The organism is Arthrobacter sp. zg-Y1171 (genome assembly GCF_025244845.1).
Classification (GTDB): Bacteria; Actinomycetota; Actinomycetes; order Actinomycetales; family Micrococcaceae; genus Arthrobacter_B.
The window spans coordinates 2,182,031-2,198,812 of the sequence record NZ_CP104264.1; the positions used below are offsets into that span (position 1 = coordinate 2,182,031).

Annotated in this window: 15 protein-coding genes and 2 tRNA genes; 3 read left to right on the forward strand and 14 right to left on the reverse strand. The window is 66.0% G+C overall.

Annotated elements, in window-relative coordinates:
• Positions 1–43 precede the first annotated feature (43 nt).
• The 3 genes from N2L00_RS10290 to N2L00_RS10300 form a co-directional block, all read right to left on the reverse strand.
• Positions 44–2,269: an ATP-dependent DNA helicase RecG gene (locus N2L00_RS10290; RefSeq protein WP_255862840.1), complete on the reverse strand. Its 2,226-nt coding sequence runs from the start codon at positions 2,267–2,269 to the stop codon at positions 44–46.
• Positions 2,259–3,218: a DAK2 domain-containing protein gene (locus N2L00_RS10295; protein ID WP_255863297.1), complete on the reverse strand. Its 960-nt coding sequence runs from the start codon at positions 3,216–3,218 to the stop codon at positions 2,259–2,261. The genes N2L00_RS10290 and N2L00_RS10295 overlap by 11 nt, the downstream gene beginning before the upstream one ends.
• Positions 3,219–3,421: 203 nt before the next feature.
• Entirely contained in the window at positions 3,422–4,444 is a 1,023-nt protein-coding gene (locus N2L00_RS10300) for an LCP family protein (RefSeq protein ID WP_255862839.1), read from the reverse strand.
• An 82-nt stretch (positions 4,445–4,526) separates the two neighbouring features.
• Here N2L00_RS10300 and N2L00_RS10305 point away from each other — a divergent pair, with 82 nt between their 5' ends.
• The gene (locus N2L00_RS10305) at positions 4,527–5,006 is read left to right on the forward strand and encodes a DUF3515 domain-containing protein (protein WP_255862838.1); all 480 of its coding nucleotides are present in this window, start codon (positions 4,527–4,529) and stop codon (positions 5,004–5,006) included.
• On the opposite strand, the gene N2L00_RS10310 is transcribed toward N2L00_RS10305, so the two are convergent.
• The 6 genes from N2L00_RS10310 to leuC form a co-directional block, all read right to left on the reverse strand.
• Positions 5,003–6,160 carry a D-alanine--D-alanine ligase family protein gene (locus tag N2L00_RS10310; RefSeq protein WP_255862837.1) on the reverse strand — a complete coding sequence of 386 codons (1,158 nt, stop codon included), beginning with the start codon at positions 6,158–6,160 and terminating at the stop codon, positions 5,003–5,005. The two genes, N2L00_RS10305 and N2L00_RS10310, sit on opposite strands and share 4 nt — an antisense overlap.
• The gene (locus N2L00_RS10315) at positions 6,157–7,200 is read right to left on the reverse strand and encodes an NAD(P)H-dependent glycerol-3-phosphate dehydrogenase (protein WP_255862836.1); all 1,044 of its coding nucleotides are present in this window, start codon (positions 7,198–7,200) and stop codon (positions 6,157–6,159) included. The genes N2L00_RS10310 and N2L00_RS10315 overlap by 4 nt, the downstream gene beginning before the upstream one ends.
• On the reverse strand, positions 7,197–7,991 hold the full coding sequence (locus tag N2L00_RS10320; RefSeq protein ID WP_255766562.1) for a 1-acyl-sn-glycerol-3-phosphate acyltransferase: 795 nt from the start codon (positions 7,989–7,991) through the stop codon (positions 7,197–7,199). The genes N2L00_RS10315 and N2L00_RS10320 overlap by 4 nt, the downstream gene beginning before the upstream one ends.
• 9 nt (positions 7,992–8,000) lie before the next feature.
• Positions 8,001–9,341 (reverse strand): UDP-N-acetylglucosamine 1-carboxyvinyltransferase, encoded by a 1,341-nt coding sequence (murA, locus tag N2L00_RS10325; RefSeq protein WP_255862835.1) that lies wholly within the window; start codon positions 9,339–9,341, stop codon positions 8,001–8,003.
• A 275-nt stretch (positions 9,342–9,616) separates the two neighbouring features.
• On the reverse strand, positions 9,617–10,216 hold the full coding sequence (gene leuD, locus N2L00_RS10330; RefSeq protein WP_255862834.1) for a 3-isopropylmalate dehydratase small subunit: 600 nt from the start codon (positions 10,214–10,216) through the stop codon (positions 9,617–9,619).
• A gap of 10 nt (positions 10,217–10,226) precedes the next feature.
• Positions 10,227–11,678, reverse strand: coding sequence for a 3-isopropylmalate dehydratase large subunit (gene leuC / locus N2L00_RS10335; RefSeq protein WP_255862833.1), 1,452 nt, complete (start codon positions 11,676–11,678; stop codon positions 10,227–10,229).
• A gap of 113 nt (positions 11,679–11,791) precedes the next feature.
• Here leuC and N2L00_RS10340 point away from each other — a divergent pair, with 113 nt between their 5' ends.
• Together N2L00_RS10340 and N2L00_RS10345 are read left to right on the forward strand one after the other, a co-directional pair.
• A complete protein-coding gene (locus N2L00_RS10340; protein WP_227923577.1) occupies positions 11,792–12,511 on the forward strand; it encodes an IclR family transcriptional regulator in 720 nt (239 codons plus the stop codon).
• A gap of 52 nt (positions 12,512–12,563) precedes the next feature.
• Positions 12,564–12,992 (forward strand): potassium channel family protein, encoded by a 429-nt coding sequence (locus tag N2L00_RS10345; protein WP_255862832.1) that lies wholly within the window; start codon positions 12,564–12,566, stop codon positions 12,990–12,992.
• 1 nt (position 12,993) lies between these two features.
• On the opposite strand, the gene thiL is transcribed toward N2L00_RS10345, so the two are convergent.
• The 5 genes from thiL to gltX form a co-directional block, all read right to left on the reverse strand.
• A complete protein-coding gene (gene thiL, locus N2L00_RS10350) occupies positions 12,994–14,004 on the reverse strand; it encodes a thiamine-phosphate kinase (protein WP_255862831.1) in 1,011 nt (336 codons plus the stop codon).
• A 133-nt stretch (positions 14,005–14,137) separates the two neighbouring features.
• Positions 14,138–14,210: transfer RNA gene (locus tag N2L00_RS10355), tRNA-Glu, on the reverse strand.
• 124 nt (positions 14,211–14,334) lie between these two features.
• Positions 14,335–14,406, reverse strand: a tRNA-Gln gene (locus N2L00_RS10360).
• A gap of 112 nt (positions 14,407–14,518) precedes the next feature.
• A complete protein-coding gene (locus tag N2L00_RS10365; RefSeq protein ID WP_255862830.1) occupies positions 14,519–15,244 on the reverse strand; it encodes an HAD family hydrolase in 726 nt (241 codons plus the stop codon).
• Between the two features lie 11 nt (positions 15,245–15,255).
• Entirely contained in the window at positions 15,256–16,773 is a 1,518-nt protein-coding gene (gltX, locus tag N2L00_RS10370) for a glutamate--tRNA ligase (protein ID WP_229951542.1), read from the reverse strand.
• Positions 16,774–16,782 lie beyond the last annotated feature (9 nt).

Consider the following 16,782-nt stretch of genomic DNA (forward strand, 5'->3'; position numbering starts at 1 on the left):
CACTTTATCCGCTGCCGGAAGCCGAGAGGACGGAAGGCGGGCGTTAGCCGCGCTCCAGGAACGCCTCGGCTTCGGGGTTCAGGTAGGCCTCGATGGCTTCATCCAGGGCCGGGTAGTCGCGCAGGTCCGGATCCTCGGCCACCAGGGCCACGGCGTCGGCACGTGCCTTTTCAATGAGCTTTTCGTCCTGGACGGCGCGCAGCAGTTTCAGGGTGGAGCGGCCGCCGGACTGGCTGGCGCCGAGGATGTCGCCTTCGCGGCGCAGTTCCAGGTCCTTGCGGGACAGTTCGAAACCGTCGGTGGTGGCCGCCACGGCCTCCAGCCGCTCACGGCTCGGATGTCCCGGTTCCAGCTGCGTCACGAGCAGGCAGGTGCCGGGCAGCCCGCCGCGGCCCACCCGGCCGCGCAGCTGGTGCAGCTGGGAGATGCCGAACCGGTCCGCGTCCATGATCACCATCAGCGAGGCATTGGGCACATCCACCCCCACTTCGATGACGGTGGTGGAGACCAGCACGTCAATGCCGCCGCGGTTGAAGGCAGCCATGGTCTCGTGCTTGTCGTTCGGGTCCAGCCGTCCGTGCAGCGGCGCAATGACCTTCCCTGCGAGCGCCGGCACGGTGGTGAGGTATTCGGTCAACTCGGTGACGGAGGTCAGCTCCTGCCGCTGGGCACGCTCCCGTCCGGCAGCTGCTTCCTTCTCGTCGAACAGGTCCAGCTCCGTACCGGGTTCCTCTTCTTTCGCTCCGATTTTGGGGCAGACCACGTACACCTGACGGCCGGCGTCGATCTCTTCCCGGGCGCGGGCCCAGATCCGCTGCTCCCACTGCGGCTTTTCGGCCAGCGGTGAGACGTAGGTGGAGATGGGGGCCCGCCCGGCCGGCAGCTCGGTGAGGGTGGAGACCTCGAGGTCACCGAAGACGGTCATCGCCACGGTACGGGGAATCGGGGTGGCCGTCATGACCAGCAGGTGCGGGGTGCTGTGCCCCTTGGTGCGCAGGACATCGCGCTGCTCGACGCCGAACCGGTGCTGTTCATCCACCACCACCAGGCCGAGGTCGGCAAAGGAGACGTTCTCGGACAGCAGTGCGTGCGTGCCGATGATGATTCCGGCGGCGCCGCCGGCAGCATCCAGCATGGCCGCCCGCCGCCCGGCGGTGCTCATCGACCCGGTGAGCAGCGCCACGCGGGTGCCCTCCGGATCGCCGTCGAGCTGGCCGCCGCGGCCCAGCGGTCCCAGCATGGCGCTGATGGATTCGTAGTGCTGCGATGCCAGAACTTCGGTGGGTGCCAGCAGCGCGGCCTGTCCCCCGGCGTCGATCACCTGCAGCATGGCGCGCAGCGCCACCAGGGTCTTGCCCGAGCCCACCTCGCCCTGCAGGAGGCGGTTCATGGGATGGTCCCCGCCCAGTTCGGCGGAAAGGTCGCGCCCGATTTCGGCCTGGCCGCGAGTCAGGGTGAAGGGTAGGGACGCGTCAAAGCGGTCCAGGAGGCCGCCGGGCACTGCTGGACGCGCGGTGGCTTCCTCTTCGGCGGTCAGGGCACGACGCCGGGCCAGTGCGGTCTGCAGGACCAGGGCTTCCTGGTACCGGAACCGGTGCCGGGCGGCGTAGGCCTCCTCCATGGTGGCCGGCCGGTGGATCCGCTGGTAGGCCTCCGTGATGTCGGGTAAGTGTTCCCGACGGCGGATCGGCTCCGGGATCGGATCACGCAGCCGGGCTGCCTGAAGCACGTCCAGCAGCATCGACACGGACTTTTCAATGGTGGGACTGGCTAGTTTGGCGGAGGCCGGGTAGACGGGGATAGGCCGTTTGGCCTCCTCCTCATCCACGGCGTCATCATCCAGCAGCGCGTAACTGGGATTGGTCAGCTGCAGCTGGCCGCGGTAGGCACCGACCTTGCCGGAGAACATGGCCCGGGTGCCGACGGTGAGCTCCTTGTGGGCGTTGAACCCGTTGAAGAACGTCAGGTGCAGCTGGCCGAGGCTGCCGTCGGTGTCGTCGGTGACCACCACTTCAACGATTGATCCCTTGCGGGCCCGCATCTGCCGGCGGTTGTTGCTTTGCACCCGGGCTATCAGGGTGACGTCTTCGTCGAACGGTATTTCGGCGATGGGTGTGAGTTCGCCCCGCTCGAGGTACCGGCGCGGGAAATGGTGGAGCAGATCGCCGACGGTCTTCAGGCCGAGCTGCTTCTCCATGGCGTTGGCCGTGGTCTTGCCGATCCGGCGGTCCAGCGGAAAGTCGAGTTCTCCGGGGAGCCTAGAGTCCATGTGCCTCGGGGACTTCTTTGGTTTCGTGTCCGTCTGCGGACAGCTCGGTGATGGTCAGGTTCTCGGGATCGCCCAGGGTGCGCAGCAGATCGATGGCGGCACCTGCGTCGGGCGTGTGGACGTGGATCCGCCAGCGGTAGCCGTCTCCCACCGGGCTGACGGCGCTCATGATGACGGAGTCCCCCAGCTCGTCCAGCTGGAGCCGCAGCGTGGCTGCATCCAACGGGCTGAGGGTGATGGTGCACATGACCTCCACGCCTTCCATGCGGGGCATGTGGGCGTGGATGTGCGGGTCCTGGACGTCGTAGCCGTGCAGTCCGTCCAGCAGTTCTTCCTGCAGTTCCTCGCCCAGGGCTGCGGCTCGCAGGGCGTCCAGTACCAGCAGGAAACCGACGCCGCCGGCGTCCACCACATGGGCAGCGGCAAGCGCATCCAGCTGGCTTTCGGTGTGGATGACGGCCGTCAGGGCGGCGTCCATCACGGCGCGCAGCGTGACCGCTAGTCCCACGTTGCTGTCATCTCCGGTGACTGCTGCTTCGCTGTCGGAGGCGGCGTGGGCTGCCGCCTCGAGGACGGAGAGCATGGTGCCTGGCACCGGGTCGCTAAGCACCGACCAGGAGCGCAGCTGCGCGCGCTGCAGGGCGGATGCGAGCAACGGTGCGGAGAGCCGGGTTGCGCCGGCCAGGGGTTCCGCCATGGAGGTGAGGAAGACTGAAAACAGGGTTCCGGAGTTGCCGCGGGCTTCTTCCATCGCTGCACGGCCGGCTATTCCCAGCAGCTCGCCGATGTCGGCGGTGTCCTCTTCCGCAATAGCCCTCGAGGCGGAGCGGAGCGTCAGGTAGAGGTTGGTGCCGGTATCGCCGTCGGCCACGGGAAAGATATTGATGGCATTGAGGCGGTCGCTGTGGTTACCCAAGGAGACCTCTGCGTTGCTCAACCATCGCTTCAGCGCTTGCGCGTTGGCGGTGATTTTAGTCTGCAAGGTAATCCCGTTTCCTGCTTGTAGAGCTGTCTCTGGTCCTGCTGGTGCCGCTCATCGGGGCCCGTCCCATCCGGTCTTCGCCGTCATTGCCGCTAACCGTCTATGTCATTAGGAAGCCTACCGCAGGGCACTGACAGTGGCCGATAACGATTTGCCGCCGGTTGGGCCGGTCAACCCTGCGGAACGGCGGACCGGAGGTAGCCGGCGAGGTCGTCAGCGTCCAGTGCAGCACCGATTTCGGCGATGGCTGCCTCGTCCGGCACCACAATCGACTGTCCGTCGGAGGACGTGCCTACCCCGGCGTTCGGCAGGGTGAACATATGGACATCCCCGGACCGGACGTTGCGGAGGCTGACCGCCAACGCCCCTGCCGCCGCTGCGTCCAGGTCTTCATCAACGCTCAGGTACGGTGAAATTTCGCCCACGATGTTGCTGACCTTTACCGGGTCGGTCAGGGTTTCCGTGTTGAGGACACCGGAGATCACACCGCTCAGGAAAGCCTGCTGGTTCTTGACCCGCTGGTAGTCCCCGTCGGCAAAGGCGTACCGCTCGCGGACGTACTTGAGCGCGGACTCACCCTCAACGGTGATCGGCCCGGCGGCAAAGTACTCGCCGTGGCCGCCCTCGGACTGGAAGGCGATGTCGTTGTTGAGGGTAACCCCGCCCAGGGCGTCCGTCAGACCCTGGAAACCTTCAAAATCGATAATCGCCACGTGGTCGATGGGGACGTCGAACAGGGTCTGAACGGTGTCAACCGTCAGGGACACTCCGCCGAGAGCCATGGCAGCGTTGATCTTGTGTTCCCCGTGCCCGGGGATCTCCACCCAGGTGTCCCGCATGATCGACATAACGTAGACGCCGCTTCGATCCCCGGGGATATGGACCAGCATCATCGTGTCCGACCGTGCGTCGCCGGAAGCGGGATCGCGGGTATCGCTTCCCATCAGCAGGATGTTCTGTGAGTCTCCTGCGGCAGCGCCCTTCTCCGGACGTGTCTCTGGAAGCGCATTGGCAATGGTGTCCGTGGAACTGTCGAAGGTCCGCGCCAGATGCCACAGGTAGCCACCGGCCGCCAGCGCGGCAACCAACACGAGGGCAACAAAAACCAGCAGCACATTTCGCACACGGTGTGACTTCCTGCGCGTGGTGTCTGCGGGAACGTCAGTTTCAGGGGAAAAGGGGTACTCGCTCAAGTGTTTTTCCTCAGGTCGGGGGCGGTATGAGTCTATACATTCCGATTCCGGTCCGGGGCACCGCGGCGGATACGCTGGAATCATGAAGTTCTATGCGTTACCAGCAGTCCTCATTCTCGCTGCAGCGGCGGCCACCGGCTGCAGTCCGGTAGCCAGCATCGAATCGGCCCCGGACGCTGCCAATCCGGACTGCGCCGCCGTCATGGTGGCTTTGCCGGACGAGATGGCCGGTTACGCGCTGCGGGACACGGACAGCCAGTCGACGGCGGCGTGGGGCAACCCGTCCCGGGCGATCCTGAAGTGCGGTGTCCCCGTGCCGGGCCCGACCACCGATCCGTGCGCCTCAGTGAACGGCGTCGACTGGATCCTGCGTGAGGGCGAAGACACCTGGACCGCCACCACCTACGGCCGGGAACCGGCGGTGGAAGTGATCTTCAATCCGAACGAGGTGGCCTCGTCCACCCTTTTGGTCCAGCTGCAGAACGCAGTGTCCAAAATCGAGCCCACCAGCCAGTGCCTGAGCCCCGCGGACACGCTGGACCTGGAAGCCGGGCAGGGCTAGCGCAGCCCCGTCTTCCGGGCCAGCGCCAGGGAAATCAGTTCATCGATCAGCTCGGTGTACGGCAACCCGGACTTGGCCCACATCTGCGGATACATGCTGATGGGTGTGAAGCCGGGCATGGTGTTGATCTCGTTGATGATCAGTTCGCCGTCCGGCGTGTAGAAGAAGTCCACCCGGGACAGGCCTTCACCGCCCACTGCGTCGAAGGCGGTCCCGGCGAGCCTGCGGACCCGGGCGGTGATATCCGCCGGAAGGTCGGCCGGGCAGCTCAGGTCTGCCGCCGCCCCGTCCACGTACTTGGCTTCGAAGTCGTACCACTCGTGGCCGCCGTCGCGCACGGCAACCTCGCCGGGCTGGCTGGTGCGCGGATCCTCGGTGCCGCGTCCCTGCAGGACGGCCACTTCGATTTCCCGGCCGACGATCCCGGCTTCCACGACCACCTTCGGGTCGTGGAGGCGTGCCGCTTCGATGGCTTCCGGCAGTTCCGCTGCGTCCGTGACGCGGGTGATGCCCATGGAGGAACCGGCGCGGGCCGGCTTGACGAACAGCGGGAATTCCAGGGCACCGGCACGGTCGAGGCAGGACTGCGGGTCGCGCAGCCACTGCCGGTCGGTGATGACCTCATAGGGGCCTACCATCAGGCCTGCGGATTCGAAGACCACCTTCATGTAGTGCTTGTCCATGCCGACGGCAGACGCCAGGACACCTGCTCCCACATACCTCATGTCAGCCATTTCCAGCATGCCCTGGAGGGTTCCGTCCTCGCCGAAGGGGCCGTGCAGCAGCGGCATCACCACGTCGATGGTGCCGAGGCTGCGGGGCAGGCTGCCGGCGGCGTGTGCCACCAGTTCCCGGCTGCCGTTCTGCGAGGAGAGCACCACGGATTCCTCCGACGCCGGAACCTCGGGCAGGGTCGCGGCGCGCAGGGACCACTCGGCCGGGTCAGCAGACACCAGGCTCCACTGGCCGTTCTTCGCGATGCCGATGGGAACGACGTCGTACTTGGACGTATCAATGGCCTGCAGCACGCCGGCCGCGGTCACGCAGCTGACGGCGTGTTCGCTGGAGCGTCCGCCGAACAGGACGGCAACCCGGGGGCGCTCAGTTCCGGGACGGTCAGCTACGGTACCGGCGGGCAGGGGTTCAACAGTCACGGGGCGGACACACCTTCGGATTTCAGTTCTCGGGCCAGCAACCGCGGGCCCAGTTCGTCAACAGTAATTACGCCCTGCAGTACGGCGACAACGTTTTCGGTGATGGGCATGTAGACGCCAAGCTGGGTGGCGCGGTCCAGCACGGCCTGCGCGGACTTGATGCCCTCGGCGGTCTGGGTCATGGACGCGTTGACCTCGGCAAGGCTCAGCCCCTGGGCCAGCAGCGTACCTGCCGTGTGGTTGCGCGACAGCGGCGAGGAACAGGTGGCAATCAGGTCGCCCATGCCGGCCAGGCCGGCCATGGTTTCCGCATTGCCGCCCAGCGCCAGGGCCAGGCGGGTGGTTTCGGCAAGTCCGCGGGTCATCACGGACGCCTTGGTGTTGTCGCCCATGCCCTTGCCGTCGCAGATCCCCACCGCGAGGGCAATAACGTTCTTGACGATGCCGCCGATCTCGGTGCCCACCACGTCCTCGTTGGTGTAGGGGCGGAAATACGGTGCCGTGCAGGCCTCGGCGATCCACGCGGCGGTATCCAGGTCGGTGCAGGCCACTACGGACGCGGTGGGCTCCTGCCGGGCAATTTCCATGGCAAGGTTCGGTCCCGAAACCACGGCGATACGCTCGGCGGGCAGTCCCAGTTCCTCGGCGATCACCTGGCTCATCCGGGCGTCGGTGCCCCGCTCCAGGCCCTTCATCAGCGACACAACGACGGCGTCGGCGGGAATCCGGCCGGCAACGTCCCGGAGCTGTGCGCGCAGGGACTGTGCAGGGACGGCGAGGACCACCATGTCGGCTCCGGCGAGCACCTCGCCGAGGTCCGTGAAGGCGCGCAGGTTCGCGGGCAGGACGGTGTCCTTGAGGTACTGGGTGTTGCGGTGCCTGCCGTTGATGTCTGCGGCCACCTCGGGGCGGCGGGCCCAGAGCCGGACGTCGGTGCCGCGCCCGGCTCCCGAGTCGGCGGCAATCTTGGCAAAGGCGGTACCCCAGCTGCCGGCGCCCAGTACGGCGACGACGGCGGGGTGTTCACTGCGGGGGGTCACTGTCCGGCCTCCGGTTGGATTGGTTTGGTTGATGTGGCGGATGCGCCGGCTCCGTTTTCGAAGGAACGTCCCACCTGCCGCTGGCCCCGGGCCACGGGGTTCCACCGCTCGGTGGGCGGCTGGGTGCCGCGGAGCTTGGAGACCATGTCCGTAAGGTCGGACATGATCCGTTCCGTGGCTGCGTCCAGCACTGCCTTGCTGATCGGCAGTCCGGAGAATTCGGACAGGTCCACGGGCTTGCCGACCACCAGCCGCACCCGCTTGCGCGGGAACAGCTTGGGGAACTTCGCGTAGCGCGGGAAGGCTTCCTGCGCACCCCAGTGGGCGATCGGGATGACGGGCACCCCGGTCTGCAGGGCCAGCCGCGCAGCCCCGGTCCGGCCTTTCATCGGCCAGAGGTCGGGGTCCCGGGTAAGGGTGCCTTCGGGGTAGATGACCAGCGTGCGCCCTGCTGCCAGGGCTTCACGGGCGGCGTCGAGCGAACCGGCGGCCCCGGTGGTGATCCGCTCCACCGGGACCTGGTTCGTGGCGGACAGCGCCGGTCCCAGCACGGGCACCTTGAAGAGGGATGCCTTCGCGAGGAAGTGCGGCGGGCGTCCCTGGTTGTACAGGAAGTGCCCCACGACCACCGGATCGATTTCAGTCACGTGGTTCGGGCAGACAATGAAGCCCGGGTCCTTCGGCAGGTTCTCTGCCCCCTGCCACTGCTTTTTCAGGAAGATATTGAATACCGGCCGGAGAGATCCGGCGAGCAGAGCAAAAACAACCCGTGACTTATTCGATTCCGTCATTCCGTCAGGCTACCGGAGTCCGGCAGATACGCCGGAAGCGACGTCAAAGTCCGCGCCGAGGCCCTCGAGCTTGCCCTGGAAGTGCTCGTACCCGCGGTTGATCAGCTCGATGCCGGTCACCCGCGAGGTTCCCTCGGCAGCCAGCGCCGCAATGAGGTGGCTGAAGCCGCCGCGCAGGTCCGGGATGTCGATCTCTGCACCGCGCAGCTGCACGGATCCGGCAATAACCGCCGAGTGCAGGAAGTTGCGCTGGCCGAAACGGCATGGAACGCTGCCCAGGCACTCACGGTGCACCTGGATGTTGGCACCCATGCGGATCAGCGCATCCGTGAACCCGAAACGGTTCTCGTACACGGTTTCGTGCACGATGGACACGCCCTCGGCCTGCGTCAGGGCGACAACCAGGGGCTGCTGCCAGTCGGTCATAAAGCCGGGGTGTACATCCGTTTCCAGCACCAGCGGGTTCAGTGCGCCGCCCGGGTGGTAGAACCGGATGCCGCCGTCGTCGACGTCGAACGCGCCGCCGATCTTGCGGTAGGTATTCAGGAAGGCGGTGAGGTCCTTCTGCTCCGCGCCCTCAACGTAGATGTCTCCCTTGGTGACGAGTGCGGCGGAGGCCCAGGAAGCAGCCTCGTTGCGGTCCGGAAGCGCCCGGTGGTTGTACCCGGTGAGTTCGGAAACGCCCTCGATGCGGATCACTCGGTCCGTCTGCACGGAGATGATGGCGCCCATCTTCTGCAGGATGGCGATCAGGTCCATGATTTCCGGTTCCACGGCCGCGCCGCGAAGCTCGGTGATGCCCACGGCCTTGACCGCCGTCAGGAGCACCTGTTCGGTGGCTCCGACGCTCGGGTACGGCAGTTCGAGCTTTGCGCCGCTGAGGCCCTTGGGCGCGGAAATGGAAATGCCCCCGGGGCGCTTTTCCACTACGGCACCGAAGTTGCGCAGCATCTGCAGGTGGTAGTCGATGGGCCGGTCGCCGATTTTGCAGCCGCCGAGGTCAGGAATGAAGGCTTCGCCCAGGCTGTGCATGAGGGGCCCGCAGAGCAGGATCGGGATGCGGGAATCGCCGGCGTGGGCGTCGATGTCCTTGGACGCCGCCGTCTTGGCGTTCTTCGGATCCATGGTGAGATCACCCGTGACAGGGTCCTTGGTGACCTCGACGCCGTGCAGCTGCAGCAGCGACGTAACTACCTCGACGTCCTTGATTTCAGGAACGTTGCGCAGGGTGGACGGGCCGGTGCCAAGCAGGGCCGCAACCATCGCCTTGGGGACCAGATTTTTCGCCCCGCGGACCGGTACCTTCCCTGAGAGAGGAACACCGCCTCGGATGGTGAGGACGCTACCCATGAACACCTGATTTCTTAAAATAGATTGGCCCCGGAAGCAATAAGAGACTGCACTCAAGCATATGAGCAAGGCTCTGCTTACTGAAATAACGCCGCCCTCCGGCAGGCCGGAACCGGTGTGATTCCGGTCATGCCCGCAGTGGAAAGCGGATAGGCCCCGCCGAAGCGGGGCCTATCAATGATATCGGGGCGCTGGGAGAGGCAGAAAAACCGCCGGAGTGCAAACCGGAAGCCTGCTGATAATTGCAGTGCCGGCCTGCCCCTGCCTGGACTGTGCTAGTGCAGGGCAGGGAGCGTGGTGGGCTTGTCTGCGGGGCGCTCGGCCTCGAACGATGTGATGTCCGACTCATGGCGCAGGGTCAGGGCAATGTCGTCCAATCCCTCCAGCAGGCGCCAGCGGGTGTACTCGTCAATCTCGAATGGAGCCGTGACGCTGCCGCAGACCGCGGTCCGGGCCTGCAGATCAACGGTGACCGTTGTTCCCGGCGAGTTTTCCAGGACCTTCCAGATCAGCTCGATGTCATCCTGCGCAAGCTGGGCCGCGACCAGGCCCTGTTTGCCGGCGTTCCCGCGGAAAATGTCAGCGAAGCGGGAGGAGAGCACGGCGCGGAAGCCGTAGTCGTTCAGGGCCCAGACGGCATGTTCACGGGAGGATCCGGTACCGAAGTCCGGCCCGGCCACCAGCACGGAGCCCTGGCGGTAGGGTTCCCGGTTCAGGATGAAGTCCTCGTTCTTCCGCCAGCCGGCGAAGAGCGCATCCTCGAATCCGGTGCGGGTGATCCGCTTGAGGTAGACGGCCGGAATGATCTGGTCGGTGTCCACGTCGCTTTGGCGCAGCGGGACGCCGATTCCGGTGTGGGTGGTGATCTTGTCCATGACGGTTCTCCTAGGCTGCGGCGCCGACGACGGCGCCCGGCAGCGGGTCAAGGTCCGAGGGTGAGCTGAGGGTTCCCCGGACGGCAGTGGCTGCTGCCACCACCGGGGAGACCAGGTGGGTCCGTCCACCCTTGCCCTGCCGGCCCTCGAAGTTTCGGTTGGAGGTGGAGGCGCAGCGCTCCCCCGGCTCGAGCTGGTCAGGATTCATGCCCAGGCACATGGAACAGCCGGCGAACCGCCATTCGGCGCCGAAGTCCTTGAATACCCGGTCCAGTCCTTCGGCTTCGGCCTCCAGCCGCACCCGCGCGGAGCCGGGCACCACCATCATCCGGACTGCGGGGTCCTTCTGCCGGCCGCGGATGATATCCGCGGCTATCCGCAGGTCCTCGATGCGGCTGTTGGTACAGGAGCCCAGGAAGACGGTGTCCACGCGGATGTCCTTCATGGGAGTGCCGGCGGCCAGGTCCATGTAGGCCAGCGCACGTTCGGCGGCGGCGCGCGCGTTTTCATCGCTGAAATCTTCGGGGGCGGGAACTGCTTCGGAGAGCGAAACTCCCTGCCCGGGGTTGGTTCCCCAGGTGACGAACGGTTCCAGGGTGTCGGCGTCCAGGGAAACCTCGGCGTCGAACTCGGCGTCGGCGTCCGTGGCAAGGGATTTCCAGTGCTCGACGGCGGCGTCCCAGTCCCGGCCCTGTGGTGCGTGCGGGCGGTGTTTGAGGTAGGCGAAGGTCGTTTCGTCCGGGGCGACCATCCCTGCACGGGCGCCGGCCTCGATGGACATGTTGCAGATGGTCATCCGCGCCTCCATCGACAGTGCGCGAATGGCGGAGCCGCGGTATTCCAGCACGTAGCCCTGCCCGCCGCCGGTGCCGATCTTGGCGATCACCGCTAGGATGATGTCCTTGGACGTCACACCGGGCCGCAGGGTTCCCTCGACGTTGATCGCCATGGTTCGAAACGGCTTGAGGGACAGTGTCTGGGTGGCCATGACGTGTTCGACCTCGGAGGTGCCGATACCCATGGCCAGCGCGCCGAACGCGCCGTGTGTCGAGGTGTGGGAGTCTCCGCAGACCACAGTGAGTCCGGGCTGGGTCAGGCCAAGCTGAGGACCCACCACATGGACGATGCCCTGCTCGGCATCCCCCAGCGGATGCAGCCGCACGCCGAACTCGGCGCAGTTGGCCCGCAGCGTTTCGATCTGGGTGCGGCTCACCGGGTCGGCAATGGGCTTGTCGATGGCCAGGGTGGGAGTGTTGTGGTCCTCGGTGGCAATGGTCAGGTCCGGGCGGCGCAGTCCGCGGCCTGACAGCCGCAGGCCCTCGAAGGCCTGCGGGGAGGTGACCTCGTGGACGAGGTGGAGATCGATGTAGAGCAGGTCGGGTGCACCGTCCTCCCCCTTGCGGACCACGTGCTCGTCCCAGACTTTCTGCGCAAGCGTCCTGCCTGCCACATGCTCACCCATACCGGTACCCCTCATTTGGTTCAATCCCTAGTCCCTCAAGAGAACCAGCAGGCAGAGCCGGCGGTCCAGCTTTCCGATTTGCATCTCAGATAGTGAGACGGCAGTATCAGCTTATGGACACAGTCAGCGGGGTAGGCGTTATCGACAAAGCGGCCATGGTGCTTGATGCACTGGAAGCCGGCCCCACCACGCTGGCGCAGCTGGTTTCCGCGACGGGACTGGCCCGCCCCACTGTGCACCGGCTGGCGCTGGCACTGGTGCACCACCGGCTGGTCGGCCGCGATATCCAGGGCCGCTTTGTCCTGGGCGGACGCCTGGTGGAACTGGCCTCCGCGGCCGGTGAAGACCGTTTGATAGCCTCCGCCGGGCCGGTGCTGCTGTCGCTGCGTGACGCGACGGGCGAAAGCTCCCAGGTCTTCCGGCGGCAGGGCGAGTGGCGGGTCTGCGTCGCCTCCGCCGAGCGGCCCATCGGCCTGCGGGACACCATCCCGGTGGGCACCCAGCTGTCCATGAAAGCCGGTTCCGCCGCCCAGTGCCTGCTGGCCTGGGAGGACCATGACCGTCTGCTCGAGGGCCTGCAGAATGCCCGCTTCACTCCGACCGTCCTCGCCGGTGTCCGACGCCGCGGCTGGGCCCAGAGCCTGGGCGAACGTGAACCCGGCGTTGCCTCCGTTTCCGCTCCGGTGCGCGGGCCGTCCGGACGGGTGATTGCCGCCGTGTCCATTTCAGGGCCGATAGAACGCCTCACCCGCCAGCCGGGCCGCGTTCACGCCGAAGTGGTGGCCAAGGCCGGAGCCCAGCTTACCGAGGCACTGCGCAACAGCGGCGAGTAACCCTATATTGGGAACCTAGAACCGTTGGGGATCGAAACCCAAGGGAGTTCCCATGAAGCGGATGCGGGTGCTGTGGCACATTGTCCGGATCTCCGGCGCCGACTACATTTTCTTCGGCTTCCTGATTGTCCTTGGGGTCGCCGGCTTCCTGCTGCCGCGGCTCGAACCGCAATTCTCCGATTTCGGCGACGGCCTCTGGTATCTGTTCGTTTCCTTCACAACCGTCGGCTTCGGCGATTATGTGGCTACCGGACCGGCCGGCCGGATTATCACGGTGGTCGTGACCCTGTACGGGATCCTCGTGGTGGCCCTCATGACCGGCATCATCGTCGGCTTCTACACCGAACTCCTCAAGGCCCGGGCCACCAACGCACTGGATGACTTCGTCAAGGAGCTGGAGCACCTGCCGGACCTGTCCCGGGAGCAGCTGCTGGAGCTGGCCGAACGAATCCGCAACCGGCGCATCATGCCGGACCCCTGAGCTAGCCGGCGAAGTGGTCCCAGCCGACGGCCGGCGGCACCTCTCCGCCGAAGGTAACTCCCGCGCCGTCCGTTACCTCTCCAATTCGGACAAACCCTTCCGGCAGGACCGCGTCCGGCGGGAAGGTGGCCAGCAGCCCGTGATCTTCTCCCCCGCCGAGCACCCAGGCCAGCGGATCCGCACCGAGGCGCGCAGCTGCCGGTGCCAGCAGCTGCGCCCGGTCGGTGAGATAGCCGGCGTCGAGGTCAATGGCCACGCCCGAGGCACGGGCGATGCGTCCGGCGTCGCGCACCAGACCGTCGGAGACGTCCAGCATGGCCGTAGCGCCCGCAATTGCTGCCTCGGGTCCGGCGCCGGTCCGCGGCGGACGCGGCCTGCACTGCGCCATGGCCAGCACAGCAAGCAAGTGGTCCTTGGAACTCCCGGGGTCTGCCATGTGAACGTTACTCTCGAGTACGGCCAGCCCGCCGGCCGCGAGTCCCAGCGATCCAATGTGGGCCAGAACGTCCCCCGGCCGGGCCCCGGAACGCAGAACCGGGTCCCGCCCCTCCAAATCACCTGTCACAGCTGCCGTGACGACAATCTGGCTGCCCCGGCCAAGGTCGCCGCCCACCACGGAGCACCGCTCGAATGCCAGGGATTCAATGCCGGCGGCAAGCCCTGCAGCGAGTTCCTCCACCCATGCGACTTCCGTACTGCCCGGGAGGGTGAGACTGACCACCAGCGAGGTGGGCACCGCGCCCATGGCACGGATATCGGAGACATTCTGGGCCACGCATTTCCAGCCGACGTCGGCCCCAGAGGTGCGGTAGCCGGAGGGCCAAAGCAGGCGGAAATCTGCGTCCTGGACGAGGGTGTCGATGGAGATCACCGTTCGGCCGTCCGGAGCAGCGATGACGGCGGCGTCGTCACCCGGCCCCAGCAGCGCAGTATCCGGTCCGAGCCTAGGGAAGATCCGGGCCAGGAGTGACTTTTCATCGAGCTGGTCCACGGTCAGGGCTTCGGACGGCACGGGCTGTTCCTCTGGTTATGGTTTTGCGGCTGACTTTTCGAAATTAGCACGGCGGCAATCCTGCGCCGCGGGCCAATATTATCGGGGCAAAACAAAACCGGCCCCGGACATATTGTCCGGAGCCGGTAATCTGTGACCCCAGCGGGATTCGAACCCGCGTTACCGCCGTGAGAGGGCAGCGTACTAGGCCGCTATACGATGGGGCCGTGTACAGTGCTCCAAGTCTTTCAACCCAGGCACTTCCTTGCCGGTTTCGGAGAACCGGCCTGTAGAGTATTTCATACTCTTTCAGAGGAGACCAATCGGGGCTAAACCACCAATTGATTACCGCTGGGATACCAGGACTCGAACCTAGAATGTCGGTACCAGAAACCGATGTGTTGCCAATTACACCATATCCCAATGCACTTTTCCGGCTGCTTCTCGAGGAGTTATCCCCGGCCGCAGCCCCTCAGCACGAGATATAACTATACACGGCTTCCGGACCAAGTACAAAACGGGCCCGGTGCCCGCTTCAGACCAGCTCCAGCAGCTCCCCGAGGGACCCGATGGTGTGCACTTCCGAAGGCGCTGCTGCTCCGTCGTCGCGCACCGGAGAAGGATTGCCCGTGCGGTCGAGCCAAACGCCCAGCAGGCCGGCGCCTGCCGCTCCCACGGCGTCCACCTGCAGGTTGTCCCCGACGTAGGCGGTCCGTTCCAGCCGGCTGCCGAGCAGGCGTACTCCTTCATGGAAGATGGCCGGTTCCGGTTTGGCGGCACCGACGGTGTCGATGCCGACCAGGACCTTGATGCGCTGCAGCCCGGCGGCGTCCAGCTTGGCCCGCTGGTAGTCGTGCACGTTGTTGCTGACTGCCCCGTACGCGATGCCGCGGGCTTCCAAGGCATCGAGCAGCGGAGCGACGTCGTCAAAGGCGCGGAAGTACTGCGGCAGGGCTTGTTCATAGGCCTGGTTCCATGCCCGTGCCGCGTCACTGTCCAGGGGTGCCAGCCCCGCCTGTTCGCGGGCATGCTGCAGGCGCAGCACCCGCTGGTCGGCAAAGCCCAGCCGTCCGGCCAGGAAGGCGTCATAGTGCCCCTGGGGGTCGGCGGCGAACAGGGAGGTGTAGGCCTCCCAGTCCGCCGCTGTGAAGTGGGTCAGGTCATCGGCGCTGACCGCCTGCAGGGTAGTGCCCATGGCCGCCTGCAGATCGATGAGGGTCTCGTCGATGTCGAACAGCACCGCATCGATGAACCTGCCCATTTCGGTGTTCCCTAGGCTGCGGCGCGGAACGCGCGGATCCGTGCGAGCGAGGATTCCCGGCCAAGGATGACCATGGACTCGAACAGGGGCGGTGAGATCCGTCGTCCGGAGACGGCAGTGCGCACCGGACCGAAGGCCAGGCGGGGCTTGATGCCCATGTCTTCCACCAGTGCCTGGCGCAGCGCTGCCTGGATGTTCTCCGCGGTCCAGTCGGACACGGACTCGAGCGCCGCCAGGGCGGCGTCGAGGACCTCGCCCAGGTTCGCCGGCAGGCCCTTGCGGGCGTCATCGGCAACGTCGACGGCGTCGTCGGCCTTGAAGAGGAAGCCGAGCATGTCCGGGGCCTCGCCCAGCAGGGTGATGCGTTCCTGTACCAGCGGGGCGGCTTCGGTCAGGATTTCCTCTTCACGCGGGGTGAGGGTCTCCCCTACCAAGCCGGCCTGCTGCAGGTAGGGAACCAGCCGGTTGCGGAAGTCTTCGGCTTCGAGCATGCGTACGTGGGTGCCGTTGATGGCCTCGGCCTTCTTCAGGTCGAAGCGGGCGGGGTTGGCCAGCACGTTGTGGATGTCGAAGTTCTCCACCAGCTGGTCGACCGTGAAAATGTCCTCATCTGCGGACAGGGACCAGCCCAGCAGGGACAGGTAGTTCAGCAGGCCTTCGGGGATGAAGCCGCGTTCCCGGTGCAGGAAGAGGCTGGACTCCGGATCGCGCTTGGAGAGCTTCTTGTTGCCGGCACCCATGACGTACGGGAGGTGCCCGAACAAGGGCATGTACTTGGCCACGCCGACGTCGATCAGCGCGCGGTAGAGCGCGACCTGGCGGGGGGTGGAGGACAGCAGGTCCTCGCCGCGGAGGATGTGGGTGATGCCCATGAGCGCGTCGTCCACCGGGTTGACCAGGGTGTACAGCGGTGCGCCGTTGGCCCGGACCACTACGAAGTCGGGAACGGTTCCGGCCTTGAAGGTGATCTCGCCGCGGACCAGGTCCGTGAAGGTGATGTCTTCATCCGGCATCCGCACGCGCAGCACGGGTGAACGGCCTTCAGCCCGGAAGGCTTCGATCTGCTCCGGGGTCAGGTCGCGGTCATAGTTGTCATAGCCAAGCTTGATGTCGCGTCCGGCGGCGCGGTGGCGTGCTTCGATTTCCTCCGGGGTGGAGTAGGACTCGTAAACGTAGCCGGCCTCGCGCAGCTTCGCGATGACGTCCTGGTAGATCTCGCCGCGCTGGGACTGCCGGTACGGTTCGTGCGGGCCGCCCACTTCCACGCCTTCATCCCACGTGATGCCCAGCCACTTCAGCGCGTCGAGGAGCTGGAGGTAGCTTTCCTCGCTGTCACGCGCAGTGTCGGTATCTTCGATGCGGAACACCATGGTGCCCTTGGTGTGCTTGGCATAGGCCCAGTTGAAAAGGGCGGTCCGGATGAGGCCGACGTGCGGGGTGCCCGTGGGAGACGGGCAGAAGCGCACGCGTACGGGCGTGTCATCGGTAACGGTGGGCAGGTCAGCTAAGGGAGTGGGAGCGTTAGTCATGATACTTCC